This is a genomic window from Modestobacter sp. VKM Ac-2978, assembly GCF_026968025.1.
Lineage (GTDB): Bacteria > Actinomycetota > Actinomycetes > Mycobacteriales > Geodermatophilaceae > Modestobacter.
Genome location: NZ_JAPVBP010000001.1, coordinates 648,906 through 664,875, shown reverse-complemented (window position 1 = coordinate 664,875; position 15,970 = coordinate 648,906). Strand labels below are relative to the sequence as shown.

The 15,970-nt window shown below is 74.6% G+C and carries 14 protein-coding genes and 1 tRNA gene; 6 read left to right on the top strand and 9 right to left on the bottom strand.

What is annotated here, in order from left to right:
• The 3 genes from O2W53_RS03155 to O2W53_RS03145 are packed head-to-tail and all read right to left on the bottom strand — an operon-like array spanning nt 1 to nt 3,434.
• Nucleotides 1-873, bottom strand: coding sequence for a TatD family hydrolase (locus O2W53_RS03155; protein WP_269161580.1), 873 nt, complete (start codon nt 871-873; stop codon nt 1-3).
• Between the two features lie 37 nt (nt 874-910).
• Complete coding sequence (gene metG / locus O2W53_RS03150) at nt 911-2,731, bottom strand: methionine--tRNA ligase (protein WP_269161579.1); 1,821 nt, start codon at nt 2,729-2,731, stop codon at nt 911-913.
• A gap of 46 nt (nt 2,732-2,777) precedes the next feature.
• Nucleotides 2,778-3,434, bottom strand: a complete 657-nt coding sequence (locus O2W53_RS03145) for a hypothetical protein (protein ID WP_269161578.1) — start codon at nt 3,432-3,434, stop codon at nt 2,778-2,780.
• 154 nt (nt 3,435-3,588) lie between these two features.
• Between O2W53_RS03145 and O2W53_RS03140 the strand changes: the two genes are divergently transcribed.
• Nucleotides 3,589-4,698, top strand: coding sequence for a magnesium and cobalt transport protein CorA (locus O2W53_RS03140; protein WP_269161577.1), 1,110 nt, complete (start codon nt 3,589-3,591; stop codon nt 4,696-4,698).
• A 127-nt stretch (nt 4,699-4,825) separates the two neighbouring features.
• Complete coding sequence (locus tag O2W53_RS03135; protein ID WP_269161576.1) at nt 4,826-5,698, top strand: endonuclease domain-containing protein; 873 nt, start codon at nt 4,826-4,828, stop codon at nt 5,696-5,698.
• Between the two features lie 52 nt (nt 5,699-5,750).
• Here O2W53_RS03135 and rsmI read toward each other — a convergent pair whose 3' ends face one another.
• Nucleotides 5,751-6,590, bottom strand: a complete 840-nt coding sequence (rsmI, locus tag O2W53_RS03130) for a 16S rRNA (cytidine(1402)-2'-O)-methyltransferase (protein WP_269161575.1) — start codon at nt 6,588-6,590, stop codon at nt 5,751-5,753.
• Nucleotides 6,591-6,644: 54 nt separating this feature from the next.
• Here rsmI and O2W53_RS03125 point away from each other — a divergent pair, with 54 nt between their 5' ends.
• A complete protein-coding gene (locus tag O2W53_RS03125) occupies nt 6,645-8,168 on the top strand; it encodes a dolichyl-phosphate-mannose--protein mannosyltransferase (protein WP_269161574.1) in 1,524 nt (507 codons plus the stop codon).
• Nucleotides 8,169-8,353: 185 nt separating this feature from the next.
• On the opposite strand, the gene O2W53_RS03120 is transcribed toward O2W53_RS03125, so the two are convergent.
• The 5 genes from O2W53_RS03120 to O2W53_RS03100 all read right to left on the bottom strand — a co-directional run bounded on the left by O2W53_RS03120 (nt 8,354) and on the right by O2W53_RS03100 (nt 12,527).
• Nucleotides 8,354-8,427: transfer RNA gene (locus O2W53_RS03120), tRNA-Ala, on the bottom strand.
• A gap of 65 nt (nt 8,428-8,492) precedes the next feature.
• Nucleotides 8,493-9,191 (bottom strand): divisome protein SepX/GlpR, encoded by a 699-nt coding sequence (gene sepX, locus O2W53_RS03115; protein WP_269161701.1) that lies wholly within the window; start codon nt 9,189-9,191, stop codon nt 8,493-8,495.
• A gap of 177 nt (nt 9,192-9,368) precedes the next feature.
• The gene (locus tag O2W53_RS03110; RefSeq protein WP_269161700.1) at nt 9,369-9,920 is read right to left on the bottom strand and encodes a GNAT family N-acetyltransferase; all 552 of its coding nucleotides are present in this window, start codon (nt 9,918-9,920) and stop codon (nt 9,369-9,371) included.
• Between the two features lie 67 nt (nt 9,921-9,987).
• Complete coding sequence (glp, locus tag O2W53_RS03105) at nt 9,988-11,475, bottom strand: molybdotransferase-like divisome protein Glp (RefSeq protein WP_269161573.1); 1,488 nt, start codon at nt 11,473-11,475, stop codon at nt 9,988-9,990.
• A 107-nt stretch (nt 11,476-11,582) separates the two neighbouring features.
• Nucleotides 11,583-12,527: a UTP--glucose-1-phosphate uridylyltransferase gene (locus O2W53_RS03100; protein WP_269161572.1), complete on the bottom strand. Its 945-nt coding sequence runs from the start codon at nt 12,525-12,527 to the stop codon at nt 11,583-11,585.
• Between the two features lie 27 nt (nt 12,528-12,554).
• Between O2W53_RS03100 and O2W53_RS03095 the strand changes: the two genes are divergently transcribed.
• The 3 genes from O2W53_RS03095 (at nt 12,555) to O2W53_RS03085 (ending at nt 15,953) form a co-directional block, all read left to right on the top strand.
• On the top strand, nt 12,555-13,130 hold the full coding sequence (locus O2W53_RS03095; protein WP_269161571.1) for a 5-formyltetrahydrofolate cyclo-ligase: 576 nt from the start codon (nt 12,555-12,557) through the stop codon (nt 13,128-13,130).
• Between the two features lie 67 nt (nt 13,131-13,197).
• Nucleotides 13,198-14,439: a CaiB/BaiF CoA transferase family protein gene (locus O2W53_RS03090; protein ID WP_269161570.1), complete on the top strand. Its 1,242-nt coding sequence runs from the start codon at nt 13,198-13,200 to the stop codon at nt 14,437-14,439.
• Nucleotides 14,436-15,953, top strand: coding sequence for a carboxyl transferase domain-containing protein (locus O2W53_RS03085; protein WP_269161569.1), 1,518 nt, complete (start codon nt 14,436-14,438; stop codon nt 15,951-15,953). The genes O2W53_RS03090 and O2W53_RS03085 overlap by 4 nt, the downstream gene beginning before the upstream one ends.
• The last annotated feature ends 17 nt before the right edge of the window (nt 15,954-15,970 follow it).

Genomic DNA, 15,970 nt, shown 5'->3' with positions numbered 1-15,970 from the left:
TCAGTCGTCCCAGCGGCCGAAGACGCGCTCCGCGGTGGCGGTGAGGGCGCCGCACAGCTGGCCCAGCGGCACCCCGGTGACCTCGGCCAGCGCCCGGACCGTGTGCGGTACCAGCCGGGCGGAGTTCGGGCGCCCGCGCAGCGGGGCCGGGGTCAGGAACGGGGCGTCGGTCTCGACGAGCAGCTGGTCCAGCGGGGTCAGCGCCGCTGCCTCGCGCAGGGCGCCGGCGCTGGAGAAGGTGACCGTGCCGGCGAAGGACAGCACGTGGCCACGCTCGAGGCAGGCCCGGGCGAACCCGGCGTCGCCGGAGAAGCAGTGGAAGACGGTGTGCTCGGGCGCACCCTCGTCGTCCAGCACCCGGAGCACCTCGTCGTGGGCGTCGCGGTCGTGGATGACCAGGGCGATCCCGTGCCGCTTGGCGATGTCGATGTGCGCCCGGAAGGAGGCCTCCTGGGCGGCCCAGCCCTCGGGGCCGGTGCGGTAGCGGTCCAGGCCGGTCTCCCCCACCGCCCGCACCCGGGGCAGCGCGGCGAGCCGGTCGATCTCGGCCAGCGCCGTCTCGGTCGCCGCCCCGGCCCCCGCCTCGTTGGGGTGCAGCGCCACCGCCGCCAGCACGTTCGGGTGCCGGGCCGCGAGCGCGGCCGACCAGCGCGAGGACCCGACGTCCACCCCGACCTGCACCAACCGCGGGACGCCGACGGCCACGGCGGCCGCGATCGCCTCGTCGACCTCCGCGTCGGTGGGCTCCCGGTCCTCGCCGCCCACGGCGATGTCGAAGTGCGTGTGGCTGTCGACCGCCGGGGACGGCAGCGGCTCCGGGGACGGCGGCGGCTCACCCCGCCGGTTCGCCCGCGAGGACGCCGACCGGCTCACGCCTCCACCAAGATGGCCATCTTGGTGGTCTGGGAGGTCACGCCTCGCCGTCCGACCCGCTCTGGCCGCCCTCCTCCAGGCGACGCAGCTCCTCCTCCACGATCGAGGAGTCGAGCTTGGTGAACACCGGCTTGGGCGGGGCGAGCGGCGTGCCCGGCGGCGGCAGCGGCGTGGACGCCCAGACGGCCTGCCCCTGGTCGTAGGGCCCGGTGATGATCGGGTACGGCGAGCCGTCGTCCAGGTCCTCGGTCTCGACCACCTGCGGGGCGACCGACCACACGCCGGTGCCGCCCAGCAGCTCGTGCACCTGCTGCGAGGAGTGCGGCAGGAACGGCGTCAGCAGGGCGTTGCAGTCCTTGATCGCCTGCAGCGCGGTGTGCAGCACGGTGTCCCGGCGGGCCGGGTCCTCCTTGAGCTTCCACGGCGCCTGGTCCGACAGGTACTTGTTCGCCTCACCGACGACCCGCATCGCCTCGGTCGCCGCCGCCTTCTGCCGGTTGCGCGACAGCAGGTCGCCCACGGCGGTGAAGGCCCCGGAGGTGGTGGCCAGCAGCGCCCGGTCGGCGTCGGTCAGCTCACCCGGGGTCGGGACGGCGCCGACGTTCTTGGCGGCCATCGACACCGAGCGGTTGACCAGGTTGCCCCACCCGGCGACCAGCTCGTCGTTGTTGCGGCGCAGGAACTCCGCCCAGGTGAAGTCGGTGTCCTGGTTCTCCGGGCCGGCCACGGCGATGAAGTAGCGCAGCGCGTCGGCGTCGTAGCGGGCCAGGAAGTCGCGGACGTAGATGACCACGTTGCGCGAGGAGGAGAACTTCCGCCCCTCCATGGTCAGGAACTCACTCGACACCACCTCGGTGGGCAGGTTCAGCGCACCGTAGGAGCCCGGCGTCCCGCCCTTGTCGCCCGCTCCGTTGTACCCGAGCAGCTGGGCCGGCCAGATCTCGGAGTGGAAGACGATGTTGTCCTTGCCCATGAAGTAGTAGGCGTCGGAGTCCGGGGTCTGCCACCACTGCCGCCAGGCCTCGGGGTCACCGGAGCGGCGGGCCCACTCGATCGACGCCGACAGGTAGCCCACGACGGCGTCGAACCAGACGTAGATGCGCTTGTCCGGCCGGTCCCGCCAGCCGTCCAGCGGCACCGGAACGCCCCAGTCGATGTCCCGGGTGTAGCTGCGCGGCTTGAGGTCCTCGAGCAGGTTGACGCTGAAGTTCAGGACGTTGGGGCGCCAGTTCCCCCGGGTGCCCAGCCAGTCGCCCAGTGCCCGGGTGAACGCCGGCAGGTCCAGGAAGTAGTGCTCCTCCTCGACGAACTTCGGCGTCTCGCCGTTGATCCGGCTGACCGGGTTCACCAGGTCGATCGGGTCCAGCTGGTTGCCGCAGTTGTCGCACTGGTCGCCCCGGGCGCCGTCGTAGCCGCAGATCGGGCAGGTGCCCTCGATGTAGCGGTCGGGCAGCGTGCGGCCGGTCGACGGGCTGATCGCGCCCAGCGTGGTCTGCGGGAAGACGTAGCCGTTCTTCAGCAGCCCGAGGAAGATCTCCTGGCTCACCGCGCGGTGGTTGGCCGTCGTCGTCCGGGTGAACAGGTCGTAGCTGAGCCCGAGGCTGGCCAGGTCGTCGACGATGACCCGGTTGTTGCGGTCGGCGATCTGCCGCGGGGTGATGCCCTCGGCGTCCGCGGCGACCGTGATCGGCGTCCCGTGCTCGTCGGTGCCGCTCACCATCAGCACCTTGTCGCCGGACATCCGGTGGAACCGGCTGAAGACGTCGGAGGGGACGCCGAACCCGGAGACGTGTCCGATGTGCCGCGGGCCGTTGGCGTAGGGCCAGGCGACGGCGGTGAGGATGTGCCGATCTGTCACGGCCTGAGGGTAGTGACCGGCGTCGACCGGGTTGACCGGCGCGTCCTCAGGGGGCGTCGGTGACCGCGACGGTGCTCGGTGCGGAGAGGTCCTCGGCGGGGACGCCTACCAGCGCGACGGCGGCCAGCGCCAGCCCGATGCCGGCCAGGGTGACGCCCCGCAGCACGCGGTGCTCGACCACGGGTGCCCGGCGGGCCGGCCGGGGGCGCCCTCCGGCGGCGACCCAGGCGAGCGCGGACGGCGCGCTGGCCAGCAGCAGCTTCCCGGTGGGGACGGCGAGGCCCAGCAGCGCCAGCGCGGGCACCGGCAGGCCGCCGATCGGGCCGATCGCCACCAGCAGGACCCCGTTCGCACCGACCAGCCCCACCGCGCAGAGCACGACCAGCAGGGCGATCTCCCCCACGGCCACGGCGACTAGCAGCATCCGGCCGGCTCCGTCGACGAGGCCGGCCCCGCCGCCGGCGCACAGCACCACCCACGCGGCGAGCAGCAGCAGGGTGACGGCGACGAGCCAGCCAGAGGGGCGCACCCCGGAACCGAAGACGCCCTCCAGGCTGGTCAGCCCGAAGGCGAGCAGCGCCAGGGCCTCCAGCACGGAGAGCCCCCCGGCGGCGGCGACGGTCGCCGGCAGCCGCACCGGGCGCACGGTCGCCGGGGCGACGGCGGGGGTGGCGCGGGGGGCGTCGAGGACGGCGCTGGGCACGGGGGTCTCCTGACCGAGGAACGGGTGTCCCGGATCAGGTCGGGCGTTCCGGAGGCCGACCGCAGCGCCCGCGACGCACGTCTCACCCGCCGGGGTGAGACCCGCGGGTGGTGGGCCGGGGATGCTGGACCCCGACAGACCCGAGGGAGGACCGGTGACCGACACCGACAGCACGACCAGCAGGCGCACCCCCGGGACGCCTGCCGAGCTCCCGCAGACGCTGCGCCCCCGCCCGGCGGGCGCGCCCCGGGAGAAGCAACCCGAGCGGGACACCGACGACCCGGTCGTCGACTGCGCCGTCTACGTGCAGGGCGAGCGGCTGGACGTCGCGCCGTCCGAGGCGCTGCAGGTGGCCCGCGACCGGGGCGGATTCGTCTGGCTGGGGCTCTACGAGCCCTCCGAGGCCGAGCTCACCGCGATCGGGGAGCACTACGGGCTCCACCCGCTCGCCGTCGAGGACGCCGTCTACGCCCACCAGCGGCCAAAGCTGGAGCGCTACGACGAGGCGATGTTCATGGTGCTCAAGACGGCCAGCTACGTCGAGCACGACCAGCTGACCGCCACCAGCGAGGTGGTGATCACCGGGGAGATCATGGTCTTCATCGGCCGCGATCACGTGATCACCGTCCGGCACGGCACGCACGGGGAACTGGGGAAGCTGCGCACCCAGCTGGAGGAGCAGCCGGACCTGCTGTGCAACGGCCCCTCCGCCGTCCTCTACGCGATCGCCGACCACGTCGTCGACGACTTCCTGGAGGTCGCCGGCGAGGTGGAGGTGGACGTCGAGGAGGTGGAGACCTCGGTGTTCAGCCCGAGCCGCACCGACGACAGCGGCCGCATCTACCAGCTCAAGCGGGAGCTGATGCAGCTGCGCCGGGCGGTGCTGCCGCTGGAGCTGCCCCTGGCCACGCTGGTCGACCGGCCGAACGAGCTGGTGCCCGAGGCGATGCGCTCCTACTTCCGGGACGTCCAAGACCACGCGCTGCGGGTGCGTGACCAGGTGACCGGCCTGGACGAGCTGCTGACCTCGATCCTGCAGGCGTCGCTGGCCCGCACCTCGCTGGCCGACAACGAGGACATGCGGAAGATCTCGGCGTGGGCCGGCATCATCGCGCTGCCCACCGCCATCGCCGGCATCTACGGGATGAACTTCGACTACATGCCCGAGCTCGACGAGCCCTGGGCGTACCCGGCCGCGCTGCTGCTGATGCTCTTCGCCTGCCTCGCCCTGCACCGCGGCTTCAAGCGCACCGGCTGGCTCTAGCCCGCCTCCCGCCCGCCGTTGTGCGCTCGTCGTCGGTTCAGGCCCGCCCGACCGACGATGACTGCACAACGGCGGAGCCTGTGGACGACGGGCGCGGAGTGTGGGGCCGGGACGGCAGGGTGCGCGTGTGCTCGCCGTGCCCGACGACCTGCGCCACACGCCGTTCCGGGGGTCCGACGCCGTCCGGGACGGCGCGCTGACGACGGCCCAGCTGCGCAGGCACTGCTGGAGACGACTGTTCCCCGACGTCTACGTGCACCGCGAGGTCCCGGTCACGCACGAGCTGCGGGCGATGGCTGCGGGGCGTCTGCTGCTGCCGGACGACGTGGTCACCGGGGTGAGCGCGGCCGCGCTGTGGGGAGTCCCCCTCGCCTCGGCGGACGACGACGTGGAGGTCACCCGCTGGCCGGGCGGTCATCCCGTGCGGGTCCCCGGACTACGGGTCCGGCGCGCGGACATGGAGGCACGCGCCGTCGTCCGGCACCGGGGCGTGCACCTGACGACACCCGAGGCGACCGCGGTGCGGCTGGCCTCGGCGCTGCCCCTGGTCGAGGCCGTGGCCGCCGTCGATCAACTGGTGGTGCTCGCCGGCGCCGACCTCCAGGAGGTGCGCTGGCTGGCCGGCACCGCCCTCGGACCGGGCAGTCGGCGCGCCCGCCGTGCCGTGGCCTTGGCCGACGGACTCGCCGAGTCCCCGCAGGAGTCCCGGTTGCGCCTGCTGATCGGTGACAGCGGTCTCCCGGCACCGGTCGCCCAGTTCCGGGTGCTGGACGGCGGCCGGTTCGTCGCCCGGGTGGACCTCGGCTGGCCCGAACAGCAGCTGGCGCTGGAGTACGACGGGCTCTGGCACGCGGAGCCCGGCCAGTTCGCCCGCGACCGGCAACGGCTCAACCGGCTGACGGCGGCCGGCTGGCGCGTGCTCTTCGTGACGGCGGCTGACCTGCACCAGCCGGATCGACTGGTCGCACGGATCGCCGCCGCGCTCGGCGTTGTGCGCTGACCGCCGGTCGGTCGACCCACGACCGACGTCCAGTGCACAACGGCGACGGGGGTCAAGGGCTCTTTGCGGCTACCACTGCGTCGTAAACGGTCCTGCGTGGGAGGCCGGTTCTGGTCATGACGGTGCGGATCGCCTCCTTGCGGTCGGCGCCGGCGGCCTCCTCCGCCGCGACCTCGGCGGCCAGTTCGGCCGGCGTCAGGGTGGCCGGGCCGGCGACCGCGCCGGCGACCACCAGGGTTATCTCGCCGCGCACGCCCTCGGCGGCCCACTCGGCCAGCGAGGCCAGGGAACCGCGGCGGACCTCCTCGTGGGTCTTGGTCAGCTCCCGGCAGACCGCGGCGGGCCGGTCGGCGCCGAGCGCTCCGGCCGCGTCGGTCAGGGCGTCGGCCAGCCGGTGCGGCGACTCGTAGAACACCATCGTGCGCGGCTCGGCGGCCAGCGCCGTCAGTGCCGACCGCCGTTCCCCGCCCTTGCGCGGCAGGAACCCCTCGAAGGTGAACCGGTCACATGGCAGCCCCGAGACGGCCAGCGCCGTGACGACGGCCGACGGCCCGGGCACCGACGTCACCTCGATGCCCGCCTCGATCGCTGCCCGCACCAGCGTGTAGCCGGGGTCGGATACCGACGGCATGCCCGCGTCGGTGATCAGCAGCACGGTGCGGCCCTCGGTCATCGCCGCCACCAGCCCGGGCAGCCGCGACCGCTCCACGGTCTCGTGGAAGGTGACCACCTTGCCGGTGAGGGTCACCTCGAGGTCCTTGGCCAGCCGGTGCAGCCGCCGGGTGTCCTCGACCGCCAGGACGTCGGCGTCGGCCATCGCCTGCCGCAGCCGCGGGCCGACGTCGCCGGGCTGTCCCAGCGGTGCCCCGCCCAGCACGAGTCGTCCGGTCATGCGGCCGAGCCTGTCACGCCGGCTCGCCCAGCTCGGCCACATACCCTGGCCGGCATGGCGGTGCTGGTCCCGGAACGCACGGAGTCAGCTCCCGGGGCACCCGTCTCCCGCCGTTTCCCGCCGCTCCCCCGGCCCCGCCGGCAGGGCACCCCGCCGCTGCCGACCGACCGGGTGCTGGCCGCGGTGCTCACCGCCGTGCTCGGGCTGGTGACCCTGGTGGCCCGGCTCTGGGACATCGGCTACCCGACCGAACTCGTGTTCGACGAGGCGTACTACCCGCCCGAGGGCGCCGAGATGCTGGAGCTCGGCTACGAGTACAACCGCGGCTACACGTTCATCGTCCACCCGCCGCTGGGCAAGTGGCTGATCGCGGCGGGCGAGCAGCTGTTCGGGTACGGGCCGCTGGGCTGGCGGGTGCCGAGCGCGGTGGCCGGGACGGTGGCGGTCGTCGTCCTCACCCGGCTGGCGCGCCGGCTGACCGGCTCGACGCTGCTGGGCCTGCTCGCCGGCCTGCTCCTGGCGGTGGACGGCTTCTCCTTCACCCTCGGCCGGATCGGGCTGCTGGACGTCTTCCTCCAGGTCTTCGTGGTCAGCGCGGTCGCCTGCCTGGTGGTCGACCGGGACCGGGTGCGGCAACGGGTCCGGGACGGCGCCGACCGGGTGACCGCGACCGGGTTCCGGCTCGGCCCGCGGGGCTGGCGGATCGCCGCCGGGGTGCTGTTCGGCTGCGCCTGCGCGGTGAAGTGGAGCGGGGTCTGGTTCCTGGCCCTGTTCGCGGTGCTCTCGCTCTTCTGGGACCGGGCAGCCTGGCGGGAGGCGGGGGTCGCCCGGCCCACCCGGACGGCGCTGCGCCGGGGTCTGCCCGGGGCGACCTGGGCGCTCGCCGTCGTCCCGGTGCTGGCCTACCTGGCCTCCTTCGCCGGCTGGTTCCGCGGGGAGAACGCGCAGGGCCGGCACTGGGCCGCGGAGAACCCGGACACCGCGTTCGGCTTCGTGCCGGACGCACTGCGCTCGCTGTGGCACATGCACGGCGAGTGGCTGGACTTCCACAGCGGGCTGTCGAGCCCGCACCCGTGGGAGTCCAGCCCGTGGTCGTGGCTGGTCGACGGCCGGCCGATCCTGCTGTGGAACCCGCAGGGGCTCACCGACGCCGCGGGTGACCAGGTCGTCCGGTACATGATCATGCTGGGCACGCCGACGCTGTGGTGGCTCTTCACCCCGGCGCTGCTGTGGCTCGGGTGGCGGATCGTCGCTCGCCACGACCCGGCGGCGGTGGTCGCCGCGACCGGCATCGCCGCCGGCTGGGGCACCTGGTTCCTCAACCTCGACCGGACGATGTTCATCTTCTACATGGCCCCGGCCCTGCCGTTCTTCGTGCTGGCGGTCGTGTTCGTGCTGCAGGACGTGCTGGGCCCACCGGCCGCCTCCGCGCTGCGCCGCCAGGTGGGGCTGGCCGTCGTCTGCCTGTACGTGGCGGTGGTCGTGGTGACGTTCGCCTTCTTCCACCCGGTGCTCACCGGCCAGCCGCTGTCGAACGCGGAGTGGCTGCAGCGGATGTGGCTCCCCTCCTGGTTCTGAGCGGAGGACGTCAGCCCGTCGAGCCGGACGGCGCAGCTCCCGGAGCAGTCGAGCCGACGTCCGGTGGCCGGACCGGACGAGCCCGGCGGCGTCCGGTCACTGCTGGACGACGCCCCGAGGCCAGGGCGCTGAGAGTGCCGGGAAATGCGTCAGGCCGGGCCCTGGTGGGCCCGGCCTGACCGGGGTGGAGCTGAGGGGAATTGAACCCCTGACCCCCTCGATGCGAACGAGGTGCGCTACCGGACTGCGCCACAGCCCCTCGGACGGAGAGCTTACCGTCCGGTTCCTCCGGCGCTGCACGGGGGCAGCGCCGGAGGTCCTCCCTCAGCCGTTGACGACGCGCTTCGGGGCGTAGACGTCGATGTCGGCGAAGCCGATGTCCTCGTCGTCCAGGCCGACCACGGCGCTCTGCTGCCAGCCGGCCGGGGCCGGGGTACGAGCCGCGACCACCCGTCCGGGGCGCAGCGGGTGCACCGGGGCCAGCGGCAGGCTGGGGTGCACCTGACCGGCCTCGGCCGCCACCGGGGCCGGTGCGGGCGCCGGCTCCGGGCGAGCAGCGGCCGGACGCTGCTGCACGGGGCGGGCGCGCGGCGGACGCTGGGCGGCCCGGGCCGCACGGCGGGCGGCGGTCCGCCGCTCCCGCTTGGCCGCTGCCGCGGTCACCGTCAGGTAACCGACGACGGCGAGGTCCAGCAGCACCTGCGGCGCCCACAGCCACGACCGGTAGGCCAGCGCACCGACCAGCGCCAGCACGGCGAGGCCGACGAGCCCGGCCAGCGTGCGGCGACGCCGGGCGTGCACGTCGACCTGCAGCTCACCGCTGCTGCGCAGCTGTGCCCGGTCGATGCTCACCCGCTCGGTCTCGGCGTGGACCACCGGGTCCACGGGCCGCCGTCGTTGCAGGGTCCGTCCTGAGTTGGCTGCACCGTTCACCGTGTGCGTGTCGCCCCGGGTGACCACCATCGGCACCAGGACCACGAACCACAGCACGACGAGAGCGGCCAGCAGTACGCCCGATCCCATCTCGAACACCCCGATCCATCCCTGGCCCAGCGGAACGACCCCATCCCTGGGGCCACACGAGTCACATCCGTCACTCGGGAGTCAAGGTAAGGCCGCGGACTGCCGATACCCGGGACGTCTCCGGTGTGTCGGCGCGTCGCCGGCGCAACCGGTGTGTCGGCGTACTCGCCCGGCCGCTCAGCGTGGGACGCGGGTGCGCCACCGGGCCAGCACACCACCGGGGTTCTCCCCGGCCAGCAAGGCGTAGCCGAGGTGGTCCCGCCACGCCCCGTCGATGTCCAGGTAGTCGCGGAACAGCCCCTCCTGCCGGAAGCCCAGCCGCTCGACCAGTCGCCGGCTCGGCCCGTTCTCCGGCCGGATGTCGGCCTGCAGCCGGTGCAGCCCCACCGGCCCGAAGGCGTGGTCACAGACCAGCGCCACCGCCAGCGAGGCCGCGCCCCGTCCGGCCACGGCTTGGTCGACCCAGTAGCCCAGACTCCCGGAGCGCAACGCCCCCCGGACGACGTTGTCGACGGTCACCTGGCCGGCCAGCCGCCCCTCGTACCGCACGGCGAAGGGCAGCGACGTCCCGACCCGGGCGCGCCGGGACGCCGCCCGGCGCATCGCCCGGTAGGCCGCCGGCGTGTGCCGCTGGGACCAGGTCAGCCCGGTGGAGGGCTCCCAGGGCAGCAACCACGCCTCGTTGGCGGTGCGCAGCCGAGCCCACTCGCGGGCGTCGTCGCGGCGCAGCGGGTGCAGTTCGACCGGCCCCCAGGCCAGCCGGGCCGGCCAGCCCGGGTGCAGGGACGGGTCCAGCTCAGCCCCCGAGCAGCATCGGCATGACGGTCACGAGTCCCCCGGCGGACACCTCGGTGACGTCCTCGTCCACCACGATCAGGCAGTTGGCGCGGGCCATCCGGGCGAGCATGGCCTGGTCGCCGTCCCCGATCGGCTCGACGACGTAACCACCGTCGGGGTGGCGCATGACCTGGCCGTGCAGGTACTGCCGGTACCCCAGCGGCGAGAGCAGCTGCTGGGCGGAGACGGCCTGCACGGTGCGCCGGAACAGCTGGCGCTTGCCGAGCATCAGCCGGATCGCCGGGCGGACGAAGACCTCGAAGGCGACCAGGGCGGCGACCGGCTCACCGGGCACGCAGATCACCGGGACCGCGTCGGGCCCGAGCTTGCCGAAGGCGTGCACCGGGCCGGGGTGCATGGCCACCTGGGTGAAGGTGACCCCACCGAGTTCGTCCAGCGCCTCCTGGAGCAGGTCGTGACCGCCGTTGGCGAAGGTACCGGCGACCAGGACGATGTCGCTGCGGAGCATCTGACCCTCCAGCAGCTCGACCATCCGCCGCCGGTCGTTGGGCATGATCCCCGCCCGGTAGGCCGCGGCGCCGGCGTCCCGCGCCGCGGCGGCCAGCGCGTAGCTGTTCACGTCCACCTGCTGGCCAGGGCCGGCGACCGCGCCGACGTCGACGAGCTCGTTCCCGGCACACAGCACCGTGATCCGCGGACGCGGCCGCACCGCGACCCGCTCGCGCCCGACGGCGGCCAGCAGGCTGATCTGGGCCGGCCCGATGGGGGTGCCGATCTCCACCGCGGTGTCACCGGTGGCGACGTCGTCCCCGACCCGGCGGACGTAGCTGCCCGGCGCGAGCGCGGCGAAGACCTGGACCCGGGCGGCGCCCTGGTCGGTCCAGGCGGCCGGGACGACGACGTCGGCACCGGCCGGCAGCATCGCGCCGACGGCGACCTTCTGCGCGAGGCCGGCGCTGATCGAGGTCGGCTCCCCGTCCCCGGCGGCGGTCTCACCGACGACGGCGAGGTCGACGGGCTGCTCGACGGCCGCGGTGGCGATGTCGGCCGCGCGGACGGCGTACCCGTCGAGCCCGGCCTGGTCGAAGGCGGGCAGCGAGCGCTGGCTGGTGACCAGCTCGGCGCAGAGCAGCCCCTGGGCGTCGAGCACCGCGAGCTCGATCGGGTCGGGCTGGGGGACGGCGCCGAGGATCTCGTCCAGGTGGTGCTCGACGGCGCGCAGCCGGACCCCGGACACGTCGACCGAGCCGGTGTCGGCCATCGGGTCCGGTGACCGGTCGCCGGTGGCGATCGCCGGCGAGGGCACCCGGTCGGAGGAGAACACCGACCGGTCGACCTGCACGGTGTCGTGGGTGACCACCGGCGCCGGGCCGGAGACCAGCCGGTTGTCCCGTGGCGACGGGACCAGCCCGCCGCTGTTCAGGTCCAGCTGGGTCGTGTCCCGGCCTCCGCCGGAGATCCACCCGCGTGTGCTGTCGTCGCTCATCCCCACCACCGTCGTCCCTCCGTCATCGGGCCAGCCCCGCGCCCGGATCGACCGGTCACGGCGCCGATGACGGACCTGCGCCCGATGGTGCCCTCTGGAGGGGCCGCTCAGGCGGGCGACGCGCCCTCGGCGGGGAGGTCGGCGACGAAGTTGCGCAGCCACGGGCCGAAGGCGGGGCCCAGGTCGTCACGCTCGACCGCCAGCTGGACGACCGCCTTGAGGTAGTCGAGCTTGTCGCCGGTGTCGTACCGGCGGCCGGAGAAGACCACGCCGTGCACGGGCATGCCGTCCTCGACCAGCTTGAGCAGCGCGTCGGTCAGCTGGATCTCGCCGCCGCGGCCGGGCGGGGTGTCCCGGATCGCCGGGAAGACCTCCGGGGGCAGCACGTAGCGGCCGATGATCGCCAGCGTGCTGGGCGCCTCGTCGGCCGGGGGCTTCTCGACCATGCCGGTGACCCGGAAGACCTGGTCGCCGGCGGCGTCCCCGGAGACGTGGGCGTCCTCGACGGCGACGGCGCCGTACTTGGAGATGTTGTCGGCCCCGACGTCCAGCAGCGCGATCACCGCGCCGCCGTGCTCGGCCTGCACGGCGAGCATCTGCTCGAGCAGGTGGTCGCGGGCGTCGATGATGTCGTCGCCGAGGAGCACCGCGAACGGCTCGTCGCCGACGAAGGGCGCGGCCTGCAGGACGGCGTGGCCCAGGCCCTTCGCGTCGCCCTGGCGCACGAAGAAGACCTGCGCGACGTCGGTGGACTCGTGCACCGCGTCGAGCCGGCTCTGGTCGCCCTTGGCCTCCAGTGCGGTCTCCAGCTCCGGCGTCCGGTCGAAGTAGTCCTCGATGCTGCCCTTGTTGCGCCCGGTCACCATGAGCACCTCGCCGACGCCGGCCCGGGCGGCCTCCTCGACGATGTACTGCAGGGCCGGCCGGTCGACGACCGGCAGCAGCTCCTTGGGGACGGCCTTGGTGGCCGGGAGGAAGCGGGTTCCCATGCCGGCGACCGGGATGACGGACTTCGTGGCCGGGCGCGGGCTCGGGGCGGACTCACTCGACATGCCGGGCAGCGTAGCTAGCCTGCCGCCATGGCGGACTCCCCCGAGGTGGTGAGCGCGAAGGCCGCGCTGCGGGAGTCCCTGCTGGCCGGACGCGCAGCCCGGTCGCCGGCCGCCCGTACCGCGGCGGCCGATGCGCTCGCCAATGCGCTCGCCGAGCGGCTCGGCGGGAGCTCCGTGGTCGCCGCGTACGTGCCCGCCGCCGAGGAGCCCGGCGCCGGCCGGCTGCCCGACGCACTGCCCGGCCGGCTCCTCCTCCCGGTGGTGCCGGCGCGCGGGCGGGAGCTCTCCTGGGCCGAGCACGACGGCCGGCTGGCTCCCGGCCGCTTCGGGCTGCTCGAGCCGACCGGCCCCCGCCTGCCGCCGGGTGCGCTGGCCGCGGCCGACGTGGTCGTCGTCCCGGCGCTGGCCGTGGCCGCCGACGGCACCCGGCTGGGTCGCGGCGGCGGCTTCTACGACCGCGCGCTGGCGCACGCCCGCCCCGGCGCGACGGTGGTGGCCGTGGTGTTCGACGAGGAGCTGGTGGCCGAGCTGCCGGCCGGTCCGCACGACCGCCGGGTGACCGCCGTCGTCACCCCGTCTGCCGGCTGGTGGCAGCTCGACTGACGCGCGCGGCGGACCGGTGAGAGGGTGACCGACGTCTCCGTCGTCTCGTTGGAAGGACTCCACCCTCGTGAGTGGCCCCCTGGACGGCGTCCTCGTCGTCGACCTGACCCGCGCCCTGGCCGGACCGCACGCCGGGATGATGCTCGGCGACCTCGGCGCCCGGGTGATCAAGGTGGAGAGCCCGGGCAGCGGTGACGACAGCCGCGGCTGGGGCCCGCCGTTCGTCCAGCCCGAGGGCGCCGGCCGGGAGTCGACGTACTTCTTCTCCGCCAACCGCAACAAGGAGTCGATCACCCTCGACCTCAAGGACGACGCGGACAAGCAGGTGCTGACCGAGCTGGTGCGCCGCGCCGACGTGCTGCTGGAGAACTTCCGGCCCGGCACGCTGGCCCGCCTCGGCTTCAGCACCGACGTGCTCGCCGAGCTCAACCCCCGGCTGGTGCAGCTGTCGATCAGCGGCTTCGGCCACGACGGCCCCGAGGGCCAGCGGGCCGGCTACGACCAGATCGCCCAGGGCGAGGCCGGGCTGATGTCGCTCACCGGCTCCGGCCCGGAGGACCCGCAGAAGGTCGGCGTGCCGATCGGTGACCTGCTGGCCGGCATGTACGGCGCCTACGGCGTGCTCGCGGCGCTGTACGAGCGGGAGCACACCGGGGTCGGCCAGGTGGTGCGCACCTCGCTGCTGGCCGCCGTCGTCGGCGTGCACGCCTTCCAGGGGACGGCGTACACCGTCGCCGGCCAGGTCAACCGCGGGCAGGGCAACCACCACCCCTCGATCGCCCCCTACGGCCTGTTCCGCTGCGCGGGCGGGAGCGTGCAGCTGTCCTGCGGCAGCGAGGGCCTGTGGCGCCGGCTGTGCACCGAGTTCGGCTTCGACCCCGACGCCGAGGGCCTGGCCACCAACGGCGAGCGGGTGGGCAACCGCGACCGGGTGATCGAGCTGCTGGAGACCGCCTTCGCCGAGATCCCGGCCGAGGAACTGCTGGCCCGGCTGGCCGCGTCCGGCGTGCCGGCCGGCAAGGTGCGCACCCTGGACGAGGTCTACGCCTGGGAGCAGACCCTCTCCCAGGGACTGGCGATCTCCGTCGACCACCCGACCGCCGGGCCGCTCACCCTGCCCGGCCCGCCGCTGCGCTTCTTCGCCCCCGGCACCGACGGCGAGACCGAGACGACCCGTCGCGACCACACCCCGCCGCCGGTGCTGGGCGCCGACGGCGAGGCGATCCGGAGGTGGCTGTCCGGGCCGACCGAGGGCGTACCGCAGCCCGACGGCGAGGGCGCCGACGTCGAGGACGGGCACGCCACGTGAGTCCACGGCTGGACGCCCGGGCGCTGCGGGACATCGTGCTCGACCCGGGGTCCTGGCGGTCCTGGGACTCCAGCGTGCCCCCGCGCGAGGTCGAGGACGGCTACGCCGCGGAGCTGGCCCGCGCGGCGGAGAAGAGCGGCCAGGACGAGGCGGTCGTCACCGGCGAGGGCACGCTGCGCGGCCGGCGGGTCGCCGTCGTGGCCGGGGAGTTCGGCTTCCTCGCCGGGTCGATCGGCGTCGCCACCGCGGAGCGGCTGATGGCGGCGGTGGACCGGGCCACCGACGAGGGGCTGCCGCTGCTGGCCGCGCCGGTCTCCGGGGGGACCCGGATGCAGGAGGGCACGGTCGCGTTCCTGCAGATGATCGGCATCACCGCGGCGATCGCCCGGCACAAGGAGGCGGGGCTGCCCTACCTGGTCTACCTGCGCGGCCCGACGTTCGGCGGGGTGCTGGCCTCCTGGGGCTCGCTGGGGCACGTGACGATCGCCGAGCCGGGCGCGGCGATCGGCTTCCTCGGCCCCCGGGTGTACGAGGCGCTGTACGGGGAGCCGTTCCCCCCGGGGGTGCAGACGTCGGAGAACATGGCCTCGCGCGGGCTGATCGACGGCGTCGTCCCGGTCGACGAGCTGGCCGACGTCGCCGACCGGGCGCTGCGGGTGCTCGCCGCCCGGGAGACCTGGCACCGCACCGCCTCGGTCGAGGGCCCGGTCGACGGCGACGGCACGGACGCCGACGACCCGGAGGACGGCCGCAGCGCCTGGGAGGTGGTCACCGCCTCCAGGCGGACGGCACGCCCGGGGGCCCGCCAGCTGCTGCGGACGGCGGCGACCGACGTCGTCACCCTCAACGGCACCGGCGCCGGCGAGTCCGACCCCGGGCTGCTGCTCGCGCTGGCCCGCTTCGGCGGTGCCCCCTGCGTCGTGCTGGGCCAGGACCGGCGCGGCCAGTCGCTGTCGGCGCCGCTGGGCCCGGGTGCGCTGCGCGAGGCCCGGCGCGGCATGCGGCTGGCCGCGGAGCTGCGGCTGCCGCTGCTCACGCTGATCGACACCCCAGGTGCGGCGCTGTCGGTCGCCGCCGAGGAGGGCGGGCTGGCCGGGGAGATCGCGCGCTGCCTGCAGGACATGGTGACGCTCCGGGCGCCGACCCTCGCCGTGCTGCTCGGCCAGGGCACCGGCGGCGGCGCGCTGGCCCTCGTGCCGGCGGACCGGGTGCTGGCCGCGGCCAACGGCTGGCTGGGCCCGCTGCCCCCGGAGGGCGCGTCGGCGATCGTGCACCGCACCGTCGACCGGGCCGACGAGCTCGCCGCCTCGCAGGGTGTGCGGGCCACCGACCTGTGGCGGGCGGGGATCGTCGACCGGGTGGTGCCCGAGCGGCCCGACGCCGCCGACGAGCCGGTGGAGTTCTGCCAGCGGCTGGGCCGGGTGCTGGCCGAGGAGCTGGCCGGTCTGCTCGGCCGGGACGACGTGGAGCGGATGCGCGCCCGCACCCGCCGCTGGCGGCACCTGGGCCGCTGACGCCTGGCGACCGGGAC